Origin of the sequence: Pantoea sp. DY-17, from assembly GCF_019795975.1 — a bacterium.
Lineage (GTDB): Bacteria > Pseudomonadota > Gammaproteobacteria > Enterobacterales > Enterobacteriaceae > Pantoea > Pantoea leporis.
This window is the reverse complement of record NZ_JAIMIG010000001.1, coordinates 816,209-837,001: the sequence shown is the minus strand read 5'-3', so window position 1 is coordinate 837,001 and position 20,793 is coordinate 816,209. Positions and strand designations below refer to the sequence as shown.

17 protein-coding genes and 1 pseudogene are annotated in these 20,793 nt (G+C 55.9%); 7 read left to right on the top strand and 11 right to left on the bottom strand.

Going from position 1 to position 20,793, the window contains the following annotated elements; translation table 11 throughout:
* Positions 1-31: 31 nt before the first annotated feature.
* Positions 32-649 carry a TetR/AcrR family transcriptional regulator gene (locus K5Y33_RS04020; protein WP_137385989.1) on the bottom strand — a complete coding sequence of 206 codons (618 nt, stop codon included), beginning with the start codon at positions 647-649 and terminating at the stop codon, positions 32-34.
* Positions 650-957: 308 nt separating this feature from the next.
* On the opposite strand from K5Y33_RS04020, the gene K5Y33_RS04015 reads away from it, so the two are divergent.
* Positions 958-1,167 carry a CsbD family protein gene (locus tag K5Y33_RS04015; protein WP_007892931.1) on the top strand — a complete coding sequence of 70 codons (210 nt, stop codon included), beginning with the start codon at positions 958-960 and terminating at the stop codon, positions 1,165-1,167.
* A 43-nt stretch (positions 1,168-1,210) separates the two neighbouring features.
* Here K5Y33_RS04015 and K5Y33_RS04010 read toward each other — a convergent pair whose 3' ends face one another.
* The 6 genes from K5Y33_RS04010 to K5Y33_RS03985 form a co-directional block, all read right to left on the bottom strand.
* Positions 1,211-1,489 (bottom strand): hypothetical protein, encoded by a 279-nt coding sequence (locus K5Y33_RS04010; protein ID WP_101764090.1) that lies wholly within the window; start codon positions 1,487-1,489, stop codon positions 1,211-1,213.
* A 325-nt stretch (positions 1,490-1,814) separates the two neighbouring features.
* Positions 1,815-3,194 carry an NtaA/DmoA family FMN-dependent monooxygenase gene (locus K5Y33_RS04005; RefSeq protein ID WP_222233299.1) on the bottom strand — a complete coding sequence of 460 codons (1,380 nt, stop codon included), beginning with the start codon at positions 3,192-3,194 and terminating at the stop codon, positions 1,815-1,817.
* 19 nt (positions 3,195-3,213) lie between these two features.
* Complete coding sequence (locus K5Y33_RS04000) at positions 3,214-4,836, bottom strand: ABC transporter ATP-binding protein (RefSeq protein WP_222233298.1); 1,623 nt, start codon at positions 4,834-4,836, stop codon at positions 3,214-3,216.
* Positions 4,836-5,693, bottom strand: a complete 858-nt coding sequence (locus K5Y33_RS03995) for an ABC transporter permease (RefSeq protein WP_222233297.1) — start codon at positions 5,691-5,693, stop codon at positions 4,836-4,838. Before K5Y33_RS03995 ends, K5Y33_RS04000 begins: the two co-directional genes overlap by 1 nt.
* Positions 5,690-6,712, bottom strand: coding sequence for an ABC transporter permease (locus K5Y33_RS03990; protein WP_222233296.1), 1,023 nt, complete (start codon positions 6,710-6,712; stop codon positions 5,690-5,692). Before K5Y33_RS03990 ends, K5Y33_RS03995 begins: the two co-directional genes overlap by 4 nt.
* Positions 6,709-8,319, bottom strand: coding sequence for an ABC transporter substrate-binding protein (locus K5Y33_RS03985; protein WP_222233295.1), 1,611 nt, complete (start codon positions 8,317-8,319; stop codon positions 6,709-6,711). The genes K5Y33_RS03990 and K5Y33_RS03985 overlap by 4 nt, the downstream gene beginning before the upstream one ends.
* A 299-nt stretch (positions 8,320-8,618) precedes the next feature.
* Between K5Y33_RS03985 and K5Y33_RS03980 the strand changes: the two genes are divergently transcribed.
* The 3 genes from K5Y33_RS03980 (at position 8,619) to gap (ending at position 12,056) form a co-directional block, all read left to right on the top strand.
* Positions 8,619-9,854: an acyl-CoA dehydrogenase family protein gene (locus K5Y33_RS03980; RefSeq protein WP_222233294.1), complete on the top strand. Its 1,236-nt coding sequence runs from the start codon at positions 8,619-8,621 to the stop codon at positions 9,852-9,854.
* A gap of 132 nt (positions 9,855-9,986) precedes the next feature.
* Positions 9,987-10,967, top strand: coding sequence for a GlxA family transcriptional regulator (locus K5Y33_RS03975; protein WP_222233293.1), 981 nt, complete (start codon positions 9,987-9,989; stop codon positions 10,965-10,967).
* A 78-nt stretch (positions 10,968-11,045) separates the two neighbouring features.
* A complete protein-coding gene (gene gap / locus K5Y33_RS03970; RefSeq protein WP_210080819.1) occupies positions 11,046-12,056 on the top strand; it encodes a type I glyceraldehyde-3-phosphate dehydrogenase in 1,011 nt (336 codons plus the stop codon).
* Positions 12,057-12,111: 55 nt separating this feature from the next.
* Here gap and K5Y33_RS03965 read toward each other — a convergent pair.
* A pseudogene (locus K5Y33_RS03965) lies at positions 12,112-13,247 on the bottom strand (IS3 family transposase).
* A gap of 371 nt (positions 13,248-13,618) precedes the next feature.
* Between K5Y33_RS03965 and K5Y33_RS03960 the strand changes: the two are divergent.
* Complete coding sequence (locus K5Y33_RS03960; RefSeq protein ID WP_101760749.1) at positions 13,619-13,870, top strand: hypothetical protein; 252 nt, start codon at positions 13,619-13,621, stop codon at positions 13,868-13,870.
* Positions 13,871-13,875: 5 nt separating this feature from the next.
* Here K5Y33_RS03960 and K5Y33_RS03955 read toward each other — a convergent pair whose 3' ends face one another.
* From K5Y33_RS03955 to K5Y33_RS03945, 3 genes are all read right to left on the bottom strand, one after another.
* Complete coding sequence (locus tag K5Y33_RS03955; protein WP_222233292.1) at positions 13,876-15,435, bottom strand: sensor domain-containing diguanylate cyclase; 1,560 nt, start codon at positions 15,433-15,435, stop codon at positions 13,876-13,878.
* A 270-nt stretch (positions 15,436-15,705) separates the two neighbouring features.
* On the bottom strand, positions 15,706-17,970 hold the full coding sequence (gene katE, locus K5Y33_RS03950; protein ID WP_222233291.1) for a catalase HPII: 2,265 nt from the start codon (positions 17,968-17,970) through the stop codon (positions 15,706-15,708).
* Positions 17,971-18,239: 269 nt separating this feature from the next.
* Entirely contained in the window at positions 18,240-19,373 is a 1,134-nt protein-coding gene (locus K5Y33_RS03945) for a glutathione-independent formaldehyde dehydrogenase (protein WP_101760752.1), read from the bottom strand.
* 222 nt (positions 19,374-19,595) lie between these two features.
* Between K5Y33_RS03945 and K5Y33_RS03940 the strand changes: the two genes are divergently transcribed.
* Together K5Y33_RS03940 and K5Y33_RS03935 are read left to right on the top strand one after the other, a co-directional pair.
* A complete protein-coding gene (locus K5Y33_RS03940; protein WP_101760753.1) occupies positions 19,596-19,988 on the top strand; it encodes a YgiW/YdeI family stress tolerance OB fold protein in 393 nt (130 codons plus the stop codon).
* Positions 19,989-20,178: 190 nt separating this feature from the next.
* Complete coding sequence (locus K5Y33_RS03935) at positions 20,179-20,793, top strand: response regulator transcription factor (protein WP_222233290.1); 615 nt, start codon at positions 20,179-20,181, stop codon at positions 20,791-20,793.

The following is a 20,793-nucleotide window of genomic DNA, read 5'->3' as shown; positions in this document are numbered from 1 at the left end:
AGGAAGTATCCGACTCCTAATTAGACAAATTTTAGTCCAGCAGCTTCATAACTAACTTGATGGTCTCTGGTTCATCTTTTACATCGGTGATCTTGCCCACAACGCGCATGCCAAAGGCGATGCAGAGGATCAATCCCGCGGCGGTGTCCACATCCAGATTGGGCGTGACCGAGCCATCTTCCTGGCCCAGTTTGAGCAGCGAGGCGAGGAAGTTTTTATTACGAATGACCGCTTCACTCACCAGTTGCGAAAGATCGTCATCCAGCACCTGCAGCTCTACCGCGCTGCCCACCACTAAACAGCCGGTGCGACCTTCCACCGCCCGCGCGGAATCAAGGTAAAACTGCAGCAGCTCGCCGAGCTTCTCGCGGCCGCTGGTGAACTGTGCCAGACGCTGGCGCAGATCGGCATTACGCACCGAAAGATAGCGTTCAAACACCAGCAGAAACAAGCTGCGTTTATCTTTAAAAGCCTTGTAGATGCTGCCCGCTGTCAACCCCATCGCTTCGCCCAGATCGTTAAGTGAAGCCGCATGAAACCCTTTCTGACGAAAAACAATCATGGCTTTGTCCAGAGCCTGTTCGATATCGAACTCTCTGGGGCGGCCACGTTCTCTGCTTTTCATGTCGGTGGGTTGCGTTTTACTCATACGGATGGCATCAGGGAATGCGGGTTTCCAAAAGTTGACGGAAATGTCTTATCGGCGATTACTATATCGCAACCCACCCTTGCCTGTATAGCCGGGCAAACATAATGCCTTATAGAGCAAAGAGTTAGTGAATAACTTTTTGCTATTAACGGTTTTTTTTCTCCACGCTGGCTCACACAATCGCAAATTTATGAGTCAGCTCACAGCTCAGGCAAGCAAAGCGCAAATCCTGTGCCAGGATTAATTCACCCGCTGGCATCAGGCCAGCGAAGGGCAGCACACAGTCACCACGAAATAGGGAGATCAACATGAACGAAGATCGTATTAGCGGCAACTGGAAGCAGTTCAAAGGGAAAGTGAAGGAAAAATGGGGCGACCTGACCGATGATGACATGACCGTGGTTGAAGGAAAACGCGATCAGCTGGTCGGCAAAATCCAGGAACGCTACGGTTATGAAAAAGACCGTGCGGAAAAAGAAGTTAAAGAGTGGGAAGATTCGAATAAGTACCGCTGGTAACGCCGCGCCGTTATGCCGGACAACTTTGTCCGGCATACAGCGATCAGTGCTGCGTTGAGTCATCCGCCGAAACGTTTTTCGCCCTAAAGCTCATCACGTTCTCTTCCGATTGCTCAACCTTGTCGGCTGTGCTGCTGTTCGTCACCAGCTCTAAAGCCAGTCTGGCGATCCGTACCTCTTCCGCCGTCACACCCGCATGTATCATCTTCTCTAATTGCGCGAGCAGCGTGGTACGCGAAACCGGCGCATCCTGGTTAAATAATTCCATCACCGCATCACCAATCGCGATGTCGCATAACTGTTTGTCATTACTGTTTTTCATGGGCTCTCTGTAATCGTCTCAACCAACCCTGGCCGGGGGATCCTGACGTGGCTGAGCATACCCACTGAGAAAAAAACGTCAAATACAAAAAAATGTCGATGCAATCGAAAATGCTTCGACATTACAGGCTATACGTTAAACGTCGAGTTTGCGGCCTGGCAGCCACTCAGGGATCGCGGTGTTAGCGGAAGGAATTGTGAAGATAATGGCCTGAAATAGCATTGGGTCTATGAAGGATATTCATTAATACTTATTGCGCGATAAATCACGCCGCTACCAATACGTGCACTGATTCCGTAGCGACGCAATTTATTCCGCGACCGCATTAACTCAGCGTCAACGTCCGTTGCGGATGCGTCGCCGGCAGCTTGCTCTCCTTGCCGAAAATCTTCTCGCGCAGCGTGCCTGGCTTGTACGCCGTTTGCGCCAGGCCGCGTTTTTGCAGCACCGGCACCACGTGTTCAACCCACTCATCCCACCAGCCGAGCGTGGTGACCGGCACCACGTTAAAACCATCAACGCCAGCATCAGCAAACTGCTGCACCCGGTCGGCGATCTGTTCTGGCGTACCGGCGAAACGGCCTGGTAGCAGCGCATGTTGAATCAGGTATTCGCGCCATGTCAGCACACGGCCTTGCCCATAATCGGCATCGACCGCGATACGGAATTTCGAGCGCATGTGCTGGCTGAACTCCTCGCGGCGGCTCAGTTCGGTCAGCGGCGTATCGGGATCGATATTCGCCAGATCGATGCCCGAACCGCCGCTGTAGAAGCCCTGCAATGCATTGATATCAATATTGTCGAACAGATATTGCTGCTTACGCTTCGCCTCTTCCTCGGTCGATCCAATCACGGTGGAAAGCATCACCAGCTTCTTCAAATCCTCCGGCTGGCGACCGTAATCCACCACATCCTGATTGAGGATGGCGATATCTTTGCGCGCGGTGTCTGGCGTTTGCGATGGCAGGAACGTCACTTCGGCATTGCGCGCGGCAAAGCGGCGTCCGGCATCCGAGTTGCCGGCCTGGAAGAACACCGGGCTGCGCTGCGGTGACGGCTCAACAATGTGCGGGCCTTCCACCCGATAGCGCTTACCGACGTGGTTGATTTTGTGGATCTTGTCAGCATCGAAAAAGCGGTTAGTAGCGGGATCGTGCAGCACTGCGCCCTCTTCCCACGACAGTTCCCACAGCTTATATGCCACATCGAGATACTCCTGCGCCCATTCGTAGCGCTCATCGTGCGGCACAATGTCCTGATAACCGTAGTTGCGGAAGCCGTTGGAGAGATACGAAGTCACGATATTCCAGCCGATGCGACCGCGGGTAAATTCATCCAGCGAGGAGATTTGGCGCGCAAACGAGAACGGATGAGTCTGAATCACGTTGCTGGTCACCACCAGACCGAGATTTTCAGTCGCTAAACCCAGCGCCGAAAGAATGGTGATCGGATCCGGCTCGGGGAACTGGGTGCCGGCGCGCATGGTGGTTTTGCCGTCGCCATATTCGATGTCATACACGCCCACTACATCGGCGATGAACAAGGTATCAAACAGCCCTTTTTCCAGGGTTTTCACCGTCTGCACATAGGCATCAAGCTGGTTGTAGTTGTACTGCACCTGACCTTCCGGCGTGCGCCAGTAACCGTGGCTGTGATGATTCGGTGTGAGATGCAAAAATCCGTTATAAATCAGTTCGCGTGACATGTTCGCTCCAGTAGCAAAGTTAGGCAGTTTCCAGCGCGGCCAGGCGTGGCAGCGAGGCAAGTAACGTCTGGGTGTAAGGATGGCGCGGGCGGTAGAACACCTCATCGGCGGCGCCCTGCTCGACCGCCTGGCCGTTCTGCATCACCAGCACGCGATCGCTCATGTGATGGATCACGCCAAGATCGTGCGAGATAAACAGATAGCTGACGCCGAGCTGCGCCTGCAGATCGCTGAGCAGATCGAGAATCTGCGCCTGAATGGTGACGTCCAGCGCCGAGACCGCTTCGTCGAGCACAATCACTTTGGGATGGGTCGCAATCGCGCGGGCAATCGCCACACGCTGCCGCTGGCCGCCCGACATGCGCGCCGGCCATTGGTTGAGATGCTCCGCGCCGAGCCCAACCGCTTGCAGCAGGCTAATAGCCCGCTCGCGCGGCGCCTGCGTCGGCGCCTGCCGATCGAGCGCAATCGCATCCAGCAGGATGTCGGCCACGCGCCAGCGCGGATCGAACGAAGAGAGCGGATCCTGATATACCACCGCAATCTGGCGACGAATGGCACGCTGATCGGCGGCGGACGCATGGCTCCACGGCTGGCCGGCAAACAGCACCTCGCCGCTGTCCGGTGATTCCAGCGCCAGCGCGATGCGCGACAAGGTGGTTTTACCGGAACCCGACTCGCCGACAATTCCCAGCGTCTCGCCGCGCTTCAGGGTAAAGGAAACGTCATCGACGGCGCGGTGCCCGCGAAAACGCTTCATGATATGCTGCGCTTCCAGCAGCACTTCATCCGAGGGCGTTACAGTTGGGATTGGCACGCTGGGTGCGCTGCCGGAAAGGCGTTGTCCTTTGGTGTGTTCGCTGGGAATCGCGTTTATCAAACCTTGGGTATACGCATGCTGCGGCTGTTGCAGCACCTGCTGCGCTGAGCCGGCCTCCACAATCGATCCGCCCTGCATCACCAGAATTTGATCGGCGATTTTTGCCACCACCGCCAGATCGTGGCTAATCAGAATCACGCTGGTGCCGCGATCCAGCATCTGCCGCAGCACTTCCAGCACCTGCGCCTGCACCGTGACATCCAGCGCGGTGGTGGGCTCATCGGCGATCAGCACATCCGGATGCAGCGCAATCGCCGAGGCGATCAATGCGCGCTGGCGCAAACCGCCCGACAGCTCTCCCGGCCGCTGGCTGGCGCGATAAGCCGCCTGCGGCACGCCGACCTCTTCCAGCAAGGCCTGCACTTTCTGCTGGCGGCTGGCGGCGTTGCCCCAACCATGCAGCGCCAGCGCTTCGGCGATCTCTTTGCCCACCGGGCGCAGCGGATCCAGCGACACCAGCGCGTCCTGCAAAATGAAACCCACTTTGCTGCCGCGCACCTTGCGCCACCAACTGTCGCTCCGCTGCTGCAGCGTCTCACCGTGCAGCCTCAGCGTGTCAGCCTGCACGTGTAATCCGTCACCGGCTAATCCCACCAGCGAACGGGCGGTGACGCTTTTTCCCGATCCCGATTCACCCACTAGCGCCAGACATTGCCCGCGTTGCAGCGCGAAGCTGACGTTCTTCACAATATGGCGCGGTTGCCCGCTTTCGCTGCTGGCCCAGATATTCAGGCCGCGCACATCAATCACAGTATTGCTCATTAGCGCGTCTCTCCTTCCGCTCGCTGCTGGATGTAGCGGCCAATCTGCGTAAACGACAGCGCCACCAGCACAATGGCAATGCCCGGCAAGACTTCCAGCCACCAGGCGACGGTGACGTTAATTTTTCCGGCTTCAAGCAGCGCGCCCCACTCCGGCGACGGCGGCACCACGCCTAATCCAAGAAACGACAGACCGGATGCCCACACCACCGATTGCCCGATGCCTAACGCCACCAGCGAGAACAGCGGCCGGAACACGTTTGGCGCGATGTGTTGGGTAAACAGCCGTGGCCACGGATGTCCGAGCGCACGCGCCGCTTCGACATAACCGGATTGTTTGACCTGCAATGCCTGGGCCCGCACCAAACGCGCGTAACCCGGCGCGGTGCCAATGCCGACCGAGATCAGCAAACTGCTGGCGGAGGGACCCAGCAGCGCGACAAACAGCAGCGCCAGCAGCAAGGTGGGAAACGCCAGCAGGATCTCCAGCAGACGATTAACCGGCTCCGCCAGCCAGCGCGGTCCCAGCGCGGCGCTAAAGCCGAGCACCACCGCACCCAACAGCGCAATCACCATCGCGCCGATGCCAATCAGCAGCGACTGACGCGTGCCCCAGATAATGCGGCTATAGAGATCGCGGCCAATGTCATCGGTGCCGAGCCAATTGGCCCACGAAGGCGCTTGCAGCGCGCGATAGAGATTGGTGCTGAAGGGATCGTGCGTCGCCAGCACGCCAGGCGCGATGGCCGCGACAATAAAGAACAGCGCCACAATGGCGGAAAGCAGCACCGAAAGCGGCAATTGCCAGCTGACACGCGCGGTGCGCGGTCCGGCGTAATCCGTGAGATGAGTTGTCATGCGCGACCTCGCAGGCGGGGATCGACGATCAGGTAAATCAGGTCAACCACCAGGTTAATGACGATGTAGAGGAAACTGATGAGAATCACGATGCCGGAGACCAGCGCAAAATCCTTGTTGCTCACCGCATTGACCAGCACATTGCCGAGGCCCGGCCGGGCAAACACCGCTTCCACCAGCACCGCGCCAGAGAGCAAATTGCCAATTGCCCAGCCGCTGAGCGTGATGGCCGGAATCAGGGCGTGGCGTAATACATGGCGCAGCCGCACGCCCGCCAGACTCATGCCGCGCGCCCGCGCCGACAGCACAAACGGCTGCTGCATGCTGCGTTCAAATTCGCCGCGAATGGCGTGACCCATAAAGCCCGCCAGCGGAATCGCCAGCGTGATGGCGGGCAGCACGGTGCCGAGCAGGCTGGTGCCGCCGACCACCGGGAACCAGCGCAGACCGATGGCGAAAACAATCAGCAGCAGAATACCAATCCAGTACTGCGGCAATCCGGCCATGATGGTTTCCACCGCTGAACCGAATGCCGCCAGCCGACGGTTACGTCCGGCGGTGAGCAGCGTCCATGGAATGGCGATGATCCACGCCAGCAGCAGCGCGGCAATCGCCAGAGTAAAGGTCGGCAACAGCTGCTCGGCGATGATGTGCACCACCGGCCGCTGCAACTCAAAGGAGAAACCAAAATCGGCGTGCAGCAGCCGCCAGAAATAGTGCAGATACTGCTCGACAATCGGCTTATCGAAACCGTACTGCGCATTGATCGGTGCCAGCTCCGCCGGCGTGCGTTCAATCACCTGCCCGGAAGTGATATTCAGCAGGATGGTGGCGCGATCGCCCGGCAGCACCGACAGCACCAAAAACGTCACGGTGATGGTGCCCCACAGCACGAACAGCGCGGAGGCGATGCGCAGTGAAATTCGCCGCAACAGCGACGCCGTGCTGCTGCGTGGTGCGGCAACGCTGGCCACATCGGCGCTGCTGTTTTGCGGCGACGATGACGTTAATTCACTCATGGCTGCTCCTGCACGAAGTAAGCATCGTTAAAGTTCAGCAATCCATTGCCCTGATCCTGCCAAAGCCCGCGAATGTTGTTGGCGATGGCCACGTTGTAGGTGAAGTTGTAGCCGCCGATGGCAATCGCCTGATCGTCAAACCACTTTTGCAGCAGGTCGAATTTTTGCTGACGCCGTTGCGCATCGGGATCGCGCTGTGCATCAAGGATTTGCGCTTCCACTTCGGGATTATTGAAAAAGCTGGTGTTATTGCCGTTGAACGCGCCGTTAAGCGCATGGTTGTAGACGATGTCGAGGATGTTGGGCGACGGCCAAACCCAGTAACCAAAGCTGATTTCTTTATCTGCCGGACGCGAACGTGCGCCGGCAAAGCCTTCGGTTTGCGTTAGCGGGATCAGATCCAGCTTGATGCCAACGCGTTTGACCTGATCCTGCACCGCCTGCAGCATCAGCGCGCCCTCCTGGTCGATAATCGCCTGAATAAACGGCAAGCGCGCATCCAGCGTTTTGCCGTCTTTGGTGCGATAGCCGGCGGCATCGCGCCCGGTCCAGCCGGCGGCGTCCAGCAGCTGATTAGCTTTGGCGATATTGAGTGAATAGCGATCGTCGACATTGAGATAGAGCGGCGTGCTTTTACTCAGCGAGCCGTTGCCCTCATACGGTACCGCACCTTTGAACACGGTTTTGACGATCTGCTTGCGGTCCAGCGCGTAAGCAAACGCCTGGCGCACCCGCTGATCGGTAAACGGACCGCGCTGCACATTAAAGGAGAACGCCTGCGGCCGTCCGGTGGCGACGTAGGAGAGCGTTTGATAATGATGCTGCAGCGCCTGCCACTGCGCGGATGGCGGCTGATAAATGACATCCGCGCCGCCGCTCACCAGTGCGCCCCAGCGCGTGGTGGCATCCGGCACGAACTTCCACTCCAGATGCTTGAGATATGCCGGGCCGTTGTGGTGCGCGTTTGGCGGTGCCCAGCGATAGTCGTCATTGCGCACAAAACTGATGCCATCGCCGCGCACCCAGCGCGCCACTTTCCACGGTCCGGTGCCGACCGGTCGTAAGCACTTCTGCTCGCTGCTGTTATGCGCCAGTGAATTGGGTGATTGAAATCCGTAATGACCATTTGCCAGCACGTTATAGATTTCAGGATTCGGCTCAGATAAATGTAGCGCCACGGTATAATCATCGACCTTGGTAAATCCGGTCATATAAGTAAAACCGTGCCAGCCTATGCCTTTTTGCCACGCCGGATAATTCGCAATAACTGCATCGGCATTAAACAGATCACCATCGGTAAATTTAACGTCGTGGCGTAGATGAAAAGTAATGGTTTTACGATCGACGGATTCACTCCAGCTGGCAGCCAGCCACGGACGAATCTGTCCGTTGTCATAACTCACCAGATAATCAAAAACCTGACGCGATAAATAAGCTTGCTGCACCCAGCCGCCCCACAAGCATGGCGGCTCCTGCTCATGCAGATAGACCAGCGTGCCGTCGCTATAATGGGGCGGCACGGTCTGCGCGCTAACGCTTAAGGGCAACGCACCACTTATCGTCGCCCATATCGGTATGAATAAGCGCTGAAGAACCTGATATTTCATTTCTCACTATTTCCCGGTCAAACGCTAATAACAGATTTCGCGTGGATCTATTCCGCTTGAAATTATATTTTCTGGAAATTAATGGGTAATTTTCGGAGTCGCGTTTGAATAGAACACAGATATAAAGCGCGGCAAATAACAATAGTGGCAGTCAATATGCAGAAATGAATCATTTGTTCCATATAGTGAAATAAGCTGAGTTTAGTTATTTGGCGAAATAGCTTACGCAGAAAAAGCATTAAATCGCGCCCGATGGCGATGACATAGTAATGAAAATTTCTATGCTGGAGAGAAGCGTCATGTCGCACATCGAATCAGGTTGGGGAGCTGGCCCGTCATCTCGTTATGAACAGCTGGCGGAGCGTTTCCGTCCTGTGTTCAGGAACATACGCGCGGGCGCGATTGAGCGAGAGCTGCAGCGTCAACTGCCGCTGGAGCAAATTGCCTGGTTGAAACAGAGCGGTTTCACCGCACTGCGCGTGCCGGAGAGCCATGGCGGACTCGGCGCGACGCTGCCTGAGCTGTTCGCGCTGCTGATTGAGCTCGGCGAGGCGGATTCTAATCTGGTGCAATCGATTCGCGGTCATCTCGGCTTTGTGGAGAACGTGCTGAACAGCGGCAGCAGCCCGTTTCAGGATAAGTGGCTAACGCGCCTTGGACGCGGTGAAATCGTTGGGCCAGCGTGGAGCGAAACCGGCGATGCGCGTCAGTCTGAATTCTCCACGCGCATTGCACGCAGCGGCGAATCCTGGCGGCTCAATGGCCGCAAGTTTTACACTACCGGCTCGCTCTATTCTGACTGGATTGATATCGGCATCACCGATGAAAACGGCAAAGGCATATCGGTGACGGTATCCCGCACCGCCGAGGGCGTGACGGTGCTCGACGACTGGAACGGTTTCGGCCAAACCCTGACCGCCAGCGGCACGGCGATTTTTGCCAACGTGAAGATCGCCGCCGATGACATCAACGAAGAGATTCATTTCAGGTATTCACCGGCGTTTTATCAGCTGATTCATCTGGCGACGCTGGCTGGCATTGGCCGCGCGCAGAGCGGTGAAGTGGCGCAGCAGGTGGCGTCGCGTACCCGCACTTACAGCAACGGCAATGCGCCGCGTGCCGCGCAGGATGCGCAGATTTTGCAAGTGGTTGGACGCCTGCGCGGCGCAGCCTACAGCAGCGGCGCGATTGTGCTGCACGCCGCCAGCGCGGTGCAGCGTGCGTATGACGCGCACTTCAGCGGCGATCAGGCGTTAGAGAACCATGCGGTGGCGATCGCCGAGCTGGAAGTGTCGCAGTCGCTGAATGTGGTGAGCGATCTGCTGCTCAATGCCAGCTCGACGCTGTTTGATGCGCTGGGCGCGTCAGCCACGCTGAAACCGCTGGGGCTGGACCGCTTCTGGCGCAACGTGCGCACCCTTTCCTCGCACAATCCACGCATTTACAAGGATCGCATCGTCGGTGATTTCGCGGTGAACGGCACGTTGCCACCCGAGCAGTGGCGCATCGGCGTAGCGAATAAATCATCTGTGTAATCAATATGGATGATTGCACCCTCCCGTAACGGCGCAATTTATTGCGCATTAAATTGCGCCGCTACGGATTGTGCATAATATTGCCGCCATGAGACACTCTGGCTTATTCCGTCAAAATATCTATTTCACGCCATGAAAACCTTTCTGATTATTGTGCCCGACGGCGGCATGCTGTTTGAAGCGGCGGGTATCGCCGATATCCTGATGCGCGCCAATCAGCATCTGCCGGTTGGCGTCGATCAGCAACGCTATCGCGTTAGCCTCGCCACCACCCAATCGCATCAGGTGATCCACGGCCAATCCGGCCTCAATCTATTAGCCGACCTCAAACTGGCCGATCTCGATCCGCGCACTGCGTGGGACACCATCATGATCACCGGGCGCGGCGACAGCGCGGAAGAAGGCAATATGGTGGTCGATTTCATCAAGCTGGCGGCTCCGCAGGCGCGCCGCGTGGTGTCGGTATGTGGCGGCGCGATGCTGCTGGCGGAATCCGGCTTGCTGGCAGGTCGCCGCGCCACCACACACTGGCGCTTGCTCGATACCTTGCAATCGCGCTATCCAGAGATTCAGGTGGAAGGCGGTCCGCTGTTTATTCAGGACGGACCGATCTGGACCTCCGGCGGCGTCAGCTCGGGCTTTGACCTGACATTAGCGCTGGTGGAAGAGGATTTCGGCTTTAGCGTGGCGCGTGATATTGCGCAGGACATGGTGATGTATCTGCGCCGTCCCGGCGGACAGATGCAGTTCAGCCGTTTTCATCTGCAAACGCCGAGCGGCATTGGCCCGATCGGTGAACTGCAGCACTGGATCCGCGCCAACCTCGCCGAAGATCTCTCTGTCGAGAAACTGGCGGAGCGCGTCGCCATGAGCCCGCGCAACTTTACCCGCGTGTTCACCCGTGAAACCGGCGCGCCGCCCGCGCGCTATGTGGCCGAAGCGCGTCTCGCCGCAGCGCGTGAACAGCTGGAGCAAAGCAACGACACGCTGGATCGCATCGCGCAACATACCGGCTTTGGTAGCAGCATCAATTTACGCCGCAGCTTTGAGCGTCAACTGCATCTCACGCCGGGTGAATATCGCCAGCGCTTCCACTGCCGGAAATTGGCGTAAAGTGATCCTTTTTTGGCGTTTACGCCATCACACCATCGGCTTAGAGTGACTCCAGCATCTTCGGAAAAGGAGTCAATCATGACTAAGATCGGCATTAACGGCTTTGGCCGTATCGGACGTAACGTTTTTCGTGCAGCGCTGGGTAGCGATGATATTGAAATCGTCGCCATCAACGACCTCACCGACAGTAAAACCCTCGCGCATCTGTTGAAACACGACTCCCTGCTCGGCAGGCTACCGGCGGAAGTGGAAGCCGGTGAAGGCGAATTGCGCATTGATGGCAAAGCGGTGCGCGTGTTTAGCGAGCGCGATCCGGCGAATATTCGCTGGCGCGATGTCGGCGTGGATATCGTGATTGAAGCCACCGGCTTCTTCACCGAACGCGACAAAGCCGCAGTGCACATCACCAGCGGTGGCGCGAAACGCGTGATTATCTCCGCGCCGGGCAAGAACGATGACCTGACAATTGTGCTGGGCGTGAACGATCAACGTTACGATCCGCAGCAGCACTTTGTGGTGAGTAACGGCAGCTGCACCACCAACGGCCTAGCGCCAGCGGCGGCGGTGCTGCATCAGGCGTTTGGTATTGAGCACGGTTTAATGAACACCACGCATGCTTATACCAACAGCCAGGTGCTGCACGATCAGCCTGAGAAAGATCTGCGCGGTGCGCGGGCGGCGGCGTTGTCGATTGTGCCTTACTCAAGCGGGGCGGCGAAGGCGCTCGGTCGGGTGATTCCGGAGCTGGAGGGTCGATTGACCGGCTATTCCCTGCGCGTGCCGGTGCCGGTGGTGTCGATTGTGGATTTGACCGTGACGCTGAAACGCGACGTGACCGCAGAAGAGGTGAATGACGCGTTTAAAGCCGCGGCGGCAGAAGGTCCGCTGAAGGGGATTCTTGGATACAGCGACGAGCCGCTGGTATCAAGCGATTATCAGGGCGATGCTCGTTCATCGATTATTGATGGGCTTTCGACGCTGGTGATTGGCGGCAATCTGGTGAAGATTCTTGCCTGGTACGATAACGAATGGGGCTTCTCCAATCGTCTGGTGGATTTAGCGCGGTTGATGGCAAAACGCGGATTGTAAGGTATAACGGTCGCCGTTAATGGAGTGACCCCGTTCCCGTAGACATTCACTGTCCTCACGACGAGGCTTTTTCGAAGGCCTCTGGACTGACACCTCCCAGGTGGCTGTGGCGTCGGGTCCGGTTGTAGAACACTTCGATATAATCAAAGATATCAGCCCGGGCCATGTCCCGGGTTTTATAGATCCGCTTTCTGATGCGCTCTTTTTTTAGCGAACTGAAGAAGGATTCTGCCACTGCATTATCCCAGCAGTTGCCGCGCCGGCTCATGCTGGGTGACAGGTTATTAGCCTGGCAGAACCGTCGCCAGTCATCGCTGCCATACTGGCTGCCCTGGTCGCTGTGTACGATAACGGTTTCCTCAGGCCTTCGTCGCCAGACGGCCATCAGGAGAGCATCCAGCGCCAGTTCGCGCGACAGTGAGGGTTTCATTGACCAGCCCACCACATTGCGGGCAAACAGGTCTATCACCACGGCCAGATACAGCCAGCCCTGCCAAGTCCGTATGTAGGTAATATCCGTTACCCAGACCTGGTTCGGTTTAACGACTGTGAACTCCCGCTATACCCGGTTAGGAGCAATGACTGACGGACGTCCCCGTGCTCCTCTCGGGATTTTACAGCCATATACGGCCTTGATTCTGTTCTGCCGCATCATTTTCGCTACCCTGTTTTTACTGCATACCTCTCCGATTTCTCGCAGGTCACTGTGGACACGCCGGTACTCATAGACGCCGCCACTCAGGGTATAAGAGTCGCGGATAAGCGTCAGCAGCCGCTGATTATCCTGCTCTCCAGCTGATAACGGGCAGTGGAGCCAGACGTAAAAACCGGAACGGGCAACCTTCAGAACCCGACACATCAGTGCGACCGACCAGACCTGACGGTGATCGTTAATGAAGCGGTACTTTAGTCGGGCTCCCTTGCAAAGTACCGCACCGCCTTTTTCAGGATATCCCGCTCCTCCTCAGTTCGCTTGAGCTGCGCTTTCAACCGGAGGATCTCCGTCCGGGCATCCAGCAGATCCTGCGCCTGGTCCCCGGTGTCATCAGGTTTTATGGAGCGGACCCATTTATAAAGGCTGTGCTGCGAGACGCCCAGGCGTTCAGAAACGTCGGCGATGGAATAGCCCCGCTCGGTGATCTGGCGGACAGCTTCTTCTTTAAACTCAGGGGTAAATCGTGGTGTGCCCATAGACTCCTCCTATGCTCAAAATATAGGGCAGATTTGTCTATGGTCCCGGGGTCACTCCAGGCGAAGCCGAATGCGTTCCGCGTCCTGCGCCTGGACGCCGCTGCTATCATCTTCCTCAAACAACTTTGTAATCCTTTATGCTTCCAGCTTTTAATCACGTCACGCCTCCGCGTTTCCTGCTGAGAACAGCATATAATATGTTTCTCGACAGGAAACAGGTCTTGCTTTTTATTTTTCGCAGCGCGTCACAGACTCAAGCCCTGAGCGGATCTGCCGGTGGCGAAGTAACCGCTTCACGCTTGAATTACACGCATGCGAATGCGATATTCAGCCCCTGATACGGTCACAGCTTAATAACATCCGGAGAACCTATGTCGAATGAAGAACGCGTAAACGAGCTGGAAGCAACGGTAAACCAGCTGCAGATTGAAGTCGCTGCCTTGCGCGAGTTAATGATTAAGCAGGTGGCGGTAAATAACATCACCTTCAAAGGGAAATATGATGAGGTGATTATTCAACTGGCGAAAGAATATGAAGAGCGCGGCTTAGAGGACGAAAGGAATAGCCAGATGCACGAGGCGCTGCGTCAATATATTAAATACCAGCTGCCCGCCGTGGAATAAGCCAATTACGCTTGAGATTCATCTATATTAATCCCTTTCACATCATCACGCCCTTCACGCTTTGCCCGGTACAAGGCGTGATCGGCGTACTCCAGCAGTTTTACCGCACTGAGGGTGGCAGACGTCGCAGTGGTGGCGCAGCCGGCACTGATCGTCACCTGCCCTTTGGGCGAAGAAACATGCGCAAGCTGCCTGATCCGCACCGCCTCAACCACCCGATGCGCAATCGTCATGCCCTCATCGAATGGGGTATCAGGCAGGATCAGCGCAAACTCCTCGCCGCCATAGCGCGCGGCGATATCGGAGCGCCGCGCCACCACGGAAGCGAGCACCTCAGCGATCGCTTTCAGGCACTTATCCCCGGCGATATGGCCGTAAGTGTCGTTGTAGTGCTTGAAGAAATCGATATCCATCATGATCAGCGTGAGCGGTTTACCGCTGGCGGCGGCGTGGGCCAGCGCTTGATGCAGGAAACGATCAAACTCCCTTCGATTCGCCAGACCGGTTAAACCATCAACGTGCGCGAGTTGATTCAGGGCGAGGTTGGCGCTGTGCAGTTCGTCGCGCAGCTGAGTCAATTCCTGCTGATAGCGCAACACGCTACGCGCCTGACGCAGCTGGAAGACGCCGAGCAGCAAGATGGTCAGCAGCAGGATAATGCTGAGCAGAATATCCTGCGCCCGACGGTTAACCCACACATGGAACAGATCGTCACTGTTGTAACCGGCGGCGACGATAATCGGATAGCGATCGGAACGCGCAAAACCAAAGATCCGCGCCTGGCCATCCAGCACCGATTTCCACTGCCCGCTGCCGCGATCCATTTTCGCCAGCATCTCCTGAAACAGCGGACTGGCTGAGAGATTTTTGCCGATGTAACTGTCAGGCATCGGACGCGCGTACAGCACCGTGCTGTCAGCCAGCATCAACACCAGCACATCGCGCGCACCGAGCTCGTAATAGCTGTAGAAGCGACGGAAAAAATCGACCTTGATGGTGGCCAGCAGCACGCCCTTAAAGCCACCGCTGGCATCACTGACACGCAGGGAAACGGGGATCACCAAATCACCGGTGCTGCGGCTGTTGATCACCGGGCCGATATGCACGCTGTTGCGCCGGTTATGGCGCTGAAAAGTGAAGTATTCACGATCGGAATTATTGATATTGTTGGGTGCGCGTTGGGCGGAGGTGGCGATCCACTTGCCATCTTGATCGTAGTAGAACAAGCCGTGTAACTGCGGTAAGCGGCGCTGTAATTCGCGCATGGTATTACTCAGGTCAGCGCCCTGAATGCGCGTTGCCAGCTGTAGCTGCAGATCACGCTGTACCTGGCGTAGCGAAAGCTCGGTCTGCAGGAAGGTGTCTTCCGCCTGACGCGATTGTGATAACGCCAGATTCATCGCGGATTCCTGGGTCTGACGCACGGTCGCCAGCCAGTCTTCACGCAAGGTCCAGATACTCATACTGGCTACGGTGATCAACAGCAGCAGTCCAGAGAGCACAATGCTTTTCAGTAAACCGCCGTCAGAAGAAACCGGCTTATCCATTTTTCTTTTAAACTGCATGTTGTCCTCTGTCTTCCCCACCAACAGAGTTAAGCAGGTAAACCACGCATCAGTGGACGAATGCGGTTATTTTTCGGGCCATCGATAACTCCTATGACCAGTTGCGAAATATTACTGTAATCTGGTCTCACCACATTGAGTGGCAGCAACACACAGTACGCGTTTACACGATCACTTCGGTATGCATATCGACCAGCCCGCAACGAGCGGGCTTTTTTTTGCCTAAGATGCAGGGAAAACGGGGCGGAGCAATCAACTCCGCCCCGCGCATTAGGCTGCGACGGTCAGCGCTTTTTTGCTGCGCGACCAGACGCGATGGGATGCCATGACAGAGAGGAAATCCGCCATAAAGGTGCCCTCGGCTTTCACATCTTCCACCAGCCCTTCCTCGACCTCATTGTCCTGCACGTTAAACTGCGCCTTAAACCGGCGTGCATCACCGCTCAGACCGATGGCTTTGAGATGCTTGTAGGCTTCCAGCAGGAAGTAGCGCGCATCACCGCTCAGCAGCAACGCATCGATATTGCCATCCGGCACAATCACCGCATCAAAGGTCAGCGAAGGAAGACCGGTAAAGGTGGCATCAACCGGCAGCACCGAGCCATCATCCGCCAGCACTTGTCCCATGTGCGCTGCCAGAATTTTGGCATGCACGCCCTGCGCTTTCAGCGCCTGCAGAATCGCCAGCACGTCGGCGGCTTTCACACCGTCGCTCAGCAGTAACGCCACCTGACGGCCTTTAATGTCGCCGCTCGGTTGCGCATACAGACTCAGGCTGTCATCTTTTTTCAGGCCGTTGACATCTTTCGGCGGAACGGTGTTGAGCTGCTCATCACTCAGCTTCAGCCCCAGATTGGTGGCCACAGCCTGCGCCAGCGTGACGTCAATCTGCAGCAGATGATCGACCACGCGTTCGCGGATGTAAGGACGCGCTACCTTGCTGAGCTCAAACGAATAAGCGCCGATGATATGCTGCTGCTCTTCCGCGGTCTGGCTCAGCCAAAACAGCCGTGGCTGCGAGTAATATTCGCCAAACGATGGGCTACGCTCGCGCACCTTGCTGCCTTCCACCCGCTCCTGATAGCTCTCGAATCCGCCCTCTTTTGCCGCTGGCGGCACTTCACGTGGCCAGTTGTTGTTGATGGAGTTCGGTTCGTAGTTGGCCGGATTGGTATCGATTTCCGTGCGATGCATGCCCTGACGCTGGAAATTGTGATACGGGCAAACCGGACGGTTGATCGGGATCTCATGGAAGTTCGGCCCACCCAAACGGCTGATTTGCGTATCGGTGTAGGAGAACAAACGGCCCTGCAACAGCGGATCGTTGGTGAAGTCCAGCCCTGGCACAATGTGGCCCGGATGGAACGCCACCTGTTCGGTCTCGGCAAAGAAGTTGTCCGGATTACGGTTGAGCACCATTTTGCCGACCAGTTCGACCGGCACCAGCTCTTCGGGGATCAGTTTGGTGGCATCGAGAATGTCGAAATCGAATTTGAACTCATCCTCTTCCGGGATCAGCTGCAGGCCGAGCTCATATTCCGGGAAATCGCCGGCTTCAATCGCTTCCCACAGATCGCGACGGTGGAAATCGGGATCGCGGCCGGTCAGCTTCTGTGCTTCATCCCACAGCAGCGAGGCTTTGCCCGCCACCGGTTTCCAGTGGAAACGCACGAAGGTGGCTTTACCCTCGGCGTTAATCAGGCGGAAAGTATGGATGCCAAAGCCTTCCATGGTGCGATAGCTGCGCGGAATGCCGCGATCCGACATCGCCCAGATGACGTTATGCAGCGTTTCAGGTTGCAGCGACACATAATCCCAGAAGGTGTCGTGCGCGCTCTGCCCCTGCGGAATTTCGTTGTGCGGCTCGGGTTTCACCGCATGGACGAAGTCCGGGAATTTATGCGCATCCTGGATGAAAAATACTGGCGTGTTGTTGCCGACTAAATCAAAAACGCCCTCATCGGTATAGAACTTGGTGGCGAATCCACGGATATCGCGCACGGTGTCAGCCGATCCTGCGCCACCCTGCACGGTGGAGAAACGCACGAAGACGGGTGTGATTTTTTCGGCATCGCTGAGGAAACCTGCTTTGGTCAGTTTTTCCAGCGAGCGGTAAGGCTGGAAATAGCCATGCGCCGCCGAACCGCGCGCATGCACGATACGCTCAGGAATGCGTTCGTGGTCAAAATGCGTGATTTTTTCACGCATGATGAAGTCTTCAAGCAGCGTAGGCCCGCGCGAACCGGCACGCAGCGAGTTCTGATCGTTGGCGATACGGGTGCCCTGGTTGGTGGTCAGGTCAGCGTTTTCGCCATTTTTGCGGTACTCATCGAGCTGCTCAAGCTTGCTGTTTTGCGTGGCGGGCGCTTTCAGGCTGCCGGGCGCGGTAGGCTGCTTGCCCGGCGGCGTCGGTTCAGCGGCAGGTCTATGTCCACCGCCTTGCGGTGCTAAATCACCTAATCCTGGCTCAGAGGTTTCTGGCCCTTTATGCGGCGCGGTGTGGGTTAAATTCTGTTCTTTTTTATCTTTCGACATGTGACATGCTCCTCCAGTTAAGACCCTATTAACTGTAGAGCATAAAAACATTTATATTTCGTCTGGTTTAGAAATGATGTTTAAAGAGATTAATGAGGAGAATGTAAAGCGAGGATATTTTAACCGAAAGGTAGCTTTAATGGTTTATTAATAAGATTAATCCTGATCAATACCGTTGCGCTTTATTTCAATTATTTTCGCACCCTCCACAGGGTCGCCATTAATGGCGACCAAAAATATCATGCGGCATAACAGGCGCTATGAATGCGTTAAGGTTTCAAAATCACCTTGGTCCAGCCCGCATCACGATCGTCGAAATGGCGGTACGCTTCGGGTCCTTCGGCCAGCGACAGTCGATGAGAAATAATGCTCGCCGGATGCGCTTTGTCGGTGGCAATCAATCGCGCGAGCTGGCGGTTATAGGCTTTGACGTTGGCCTGGCCGGTACGGATCGACTGCCCTTTAAACCAGAAGCTGCCGAAATCGAACGGCATTTTACCCACTTTGGCTAACTCGCTGGCCGCGCCGGGATCCTGCGGGATAAACACGCCCACCACGCCAATGCCGCCGGTGGCTTTGGTGGAGGCGACCAGGCTGTTCATGGTGGCGCTGTTATCTTCGTGTCCATGCTGATTACAACATTGATAACCCACGCATTCACAACCGCAATCCGTGCCGCGTCCATCCGTCAGATCAAGGATTTGCTGCACCGCTGCGTCGCCCACGGCATTGATGCCCGTTGCGCCCATCTGCTCCGCCAGCGCCAGGCGATCGGGGTGCGTATCCACCACAAACACCTGCGACGCGCCTTTGATGATCGCCGAATGCGCGGCCATCAAGCCTACCGGGCCCGCACCGTAGATGGCGACGCTATCGCCCGGTCGCAGGCCTGCCAACTCGGTTGCATGCCAGCCGGTGGGGAAAATGTCTGACAGCATCACATAATCTTCCTCTTTCTCCACCGCATCCGGTGGCAGCAGTAAACAGTTAAAATCGGCAAACGGCACGCGCAGCAGCTCGGCCTGACCGCCTTCCCACTCACCCATTTCAGCAAAGCCGTAGGCCGCACCTGCGGTGCCGGGGTTGGCGGTCAGACAGAAACCGGTTAACCCTCTCTCACAATTTTCACAGAAACCACAGCCGACGTTGAACGGCATACATACGTAATCGCCAACCTTAAGTCGCTCGACGCCACTCCCCACCTCCACCACTTCGCCAAGGTTTTCATGACCAAAGATGCGCCCCTGTTCAAAGCTGGTGCGCCCCTCGTACATATGTAAATCGGAACCGCAAATATTGGTGGTGGTAATACGAATAAGCGCATCGGTAGGACGCACAATTTTTGCATCAGGAACATTTTTAACCGAGACATCAAAAGGCCCGTTATAGACGATAGCTTTCATGATTTATTTTCCTGAGTGGCTAGCACTCTTAATTCGAATGAGCAGATAAGCACGGCGCTAATTTAACGTCGCGCTTAGCCAAAGAAATAAAAACCGCGTCTACATACCCTGGCATAAATAAGTCAGTTGTGCTTTTTTCAATTACCGCTGCGTTTGTCGTGCAGTCGCGCATATTTGTGCCAGACTTAACACCGTGTCAGCAGGAAAATCTATGGAGAGCGTATGAAACAGGTTGTTTTAGCTTCAGTAATCATGATGTTCAGCGTTGGCGTGAGCGCAGCGGAAGGCGGATACCAATCAGGTGAAACAGCACCGCCGCAGAAGAATCAGGATGCCGGTTATAAAGGATCGGAAGACACCGCACAAACCCCGATTTCACGTATTCGTGATTTCCGTCAGGGCGGCTATGTCACGCTCGAAGGCCATATTATTGAAAAGCTGAAAGGTGATAGCTACAAATTCCGCGATGATACCGGCACGATTATCATTAATGCTGAGAAGCCGGCCTTCAAAGAGAAAACCTATTCAGCCAGTGATAAAGTTCGCGTCAGTGGAAAAGTGTATGGGCGTGGCGAACAAACCACCTTGAGGGTATCGCGAATTGAAGAACCTTAAGGTTACGCATTTATTACCTTAAGAATAGCGGGTGAGTGCATGGCTTTTCATCCTCACCCTTTTTAGGCCTGACAGCGCAGTAGATAATCACATTCACATATCCGTTTTTCGCCATTCCTACAGCACTATTTTGCGGGTATATTAGCGCGCATGTAGTGAATAGAACTCGTAAGAGTCTGAATGAGTTTTTATGGATAGAACGATTTATATTGTTGACGATGACCACGCTGTCATCAACGCGCTGCAAAATCTTCTGAGCTCAGAAGGCTACCTGATTTCGACCTTTACCTCCCCCGCTGAATTTTTACATCAGCCGCATTACCGCACCCCGAGCTGTTTAATTGTCGATATGAATATGCCGGGCCGCGACGGCTTTGATGTCTCGCAGGATCTCACCGCACGCGGATACACCATTCCCACCATTTTCCTCACCGGCTTTGGCACCATTCCTCTGACGGTCCGCGCGATGAAGGCCGGTGCCTTTGAGTTTCTCACCAAGCCGGTGATGCCGGATGACCTGATACAAGTGGTATCCGCTGCCATGGCGCTGGCCGAAAAAAGCGCAGCACTTGCACAGGAAAGAGTTGTACTCACCGGGCGTTATCACTCTTTAACGCCACGGGAAATGGAATTGATGCTGCTTGTCATTCGCGGTTTATTAAATAAGCAGATTGCCGCCGAAATGGGCATCAGTGAAATTACGGCAAAAGTGCATAAACGCCGCGTAATGGAAAAAATGGCGGTGCGTTCAGTATCAGAATTAGTCAGAACCGCTGAGAAACTTCATTTACTGCAAGATGAATAA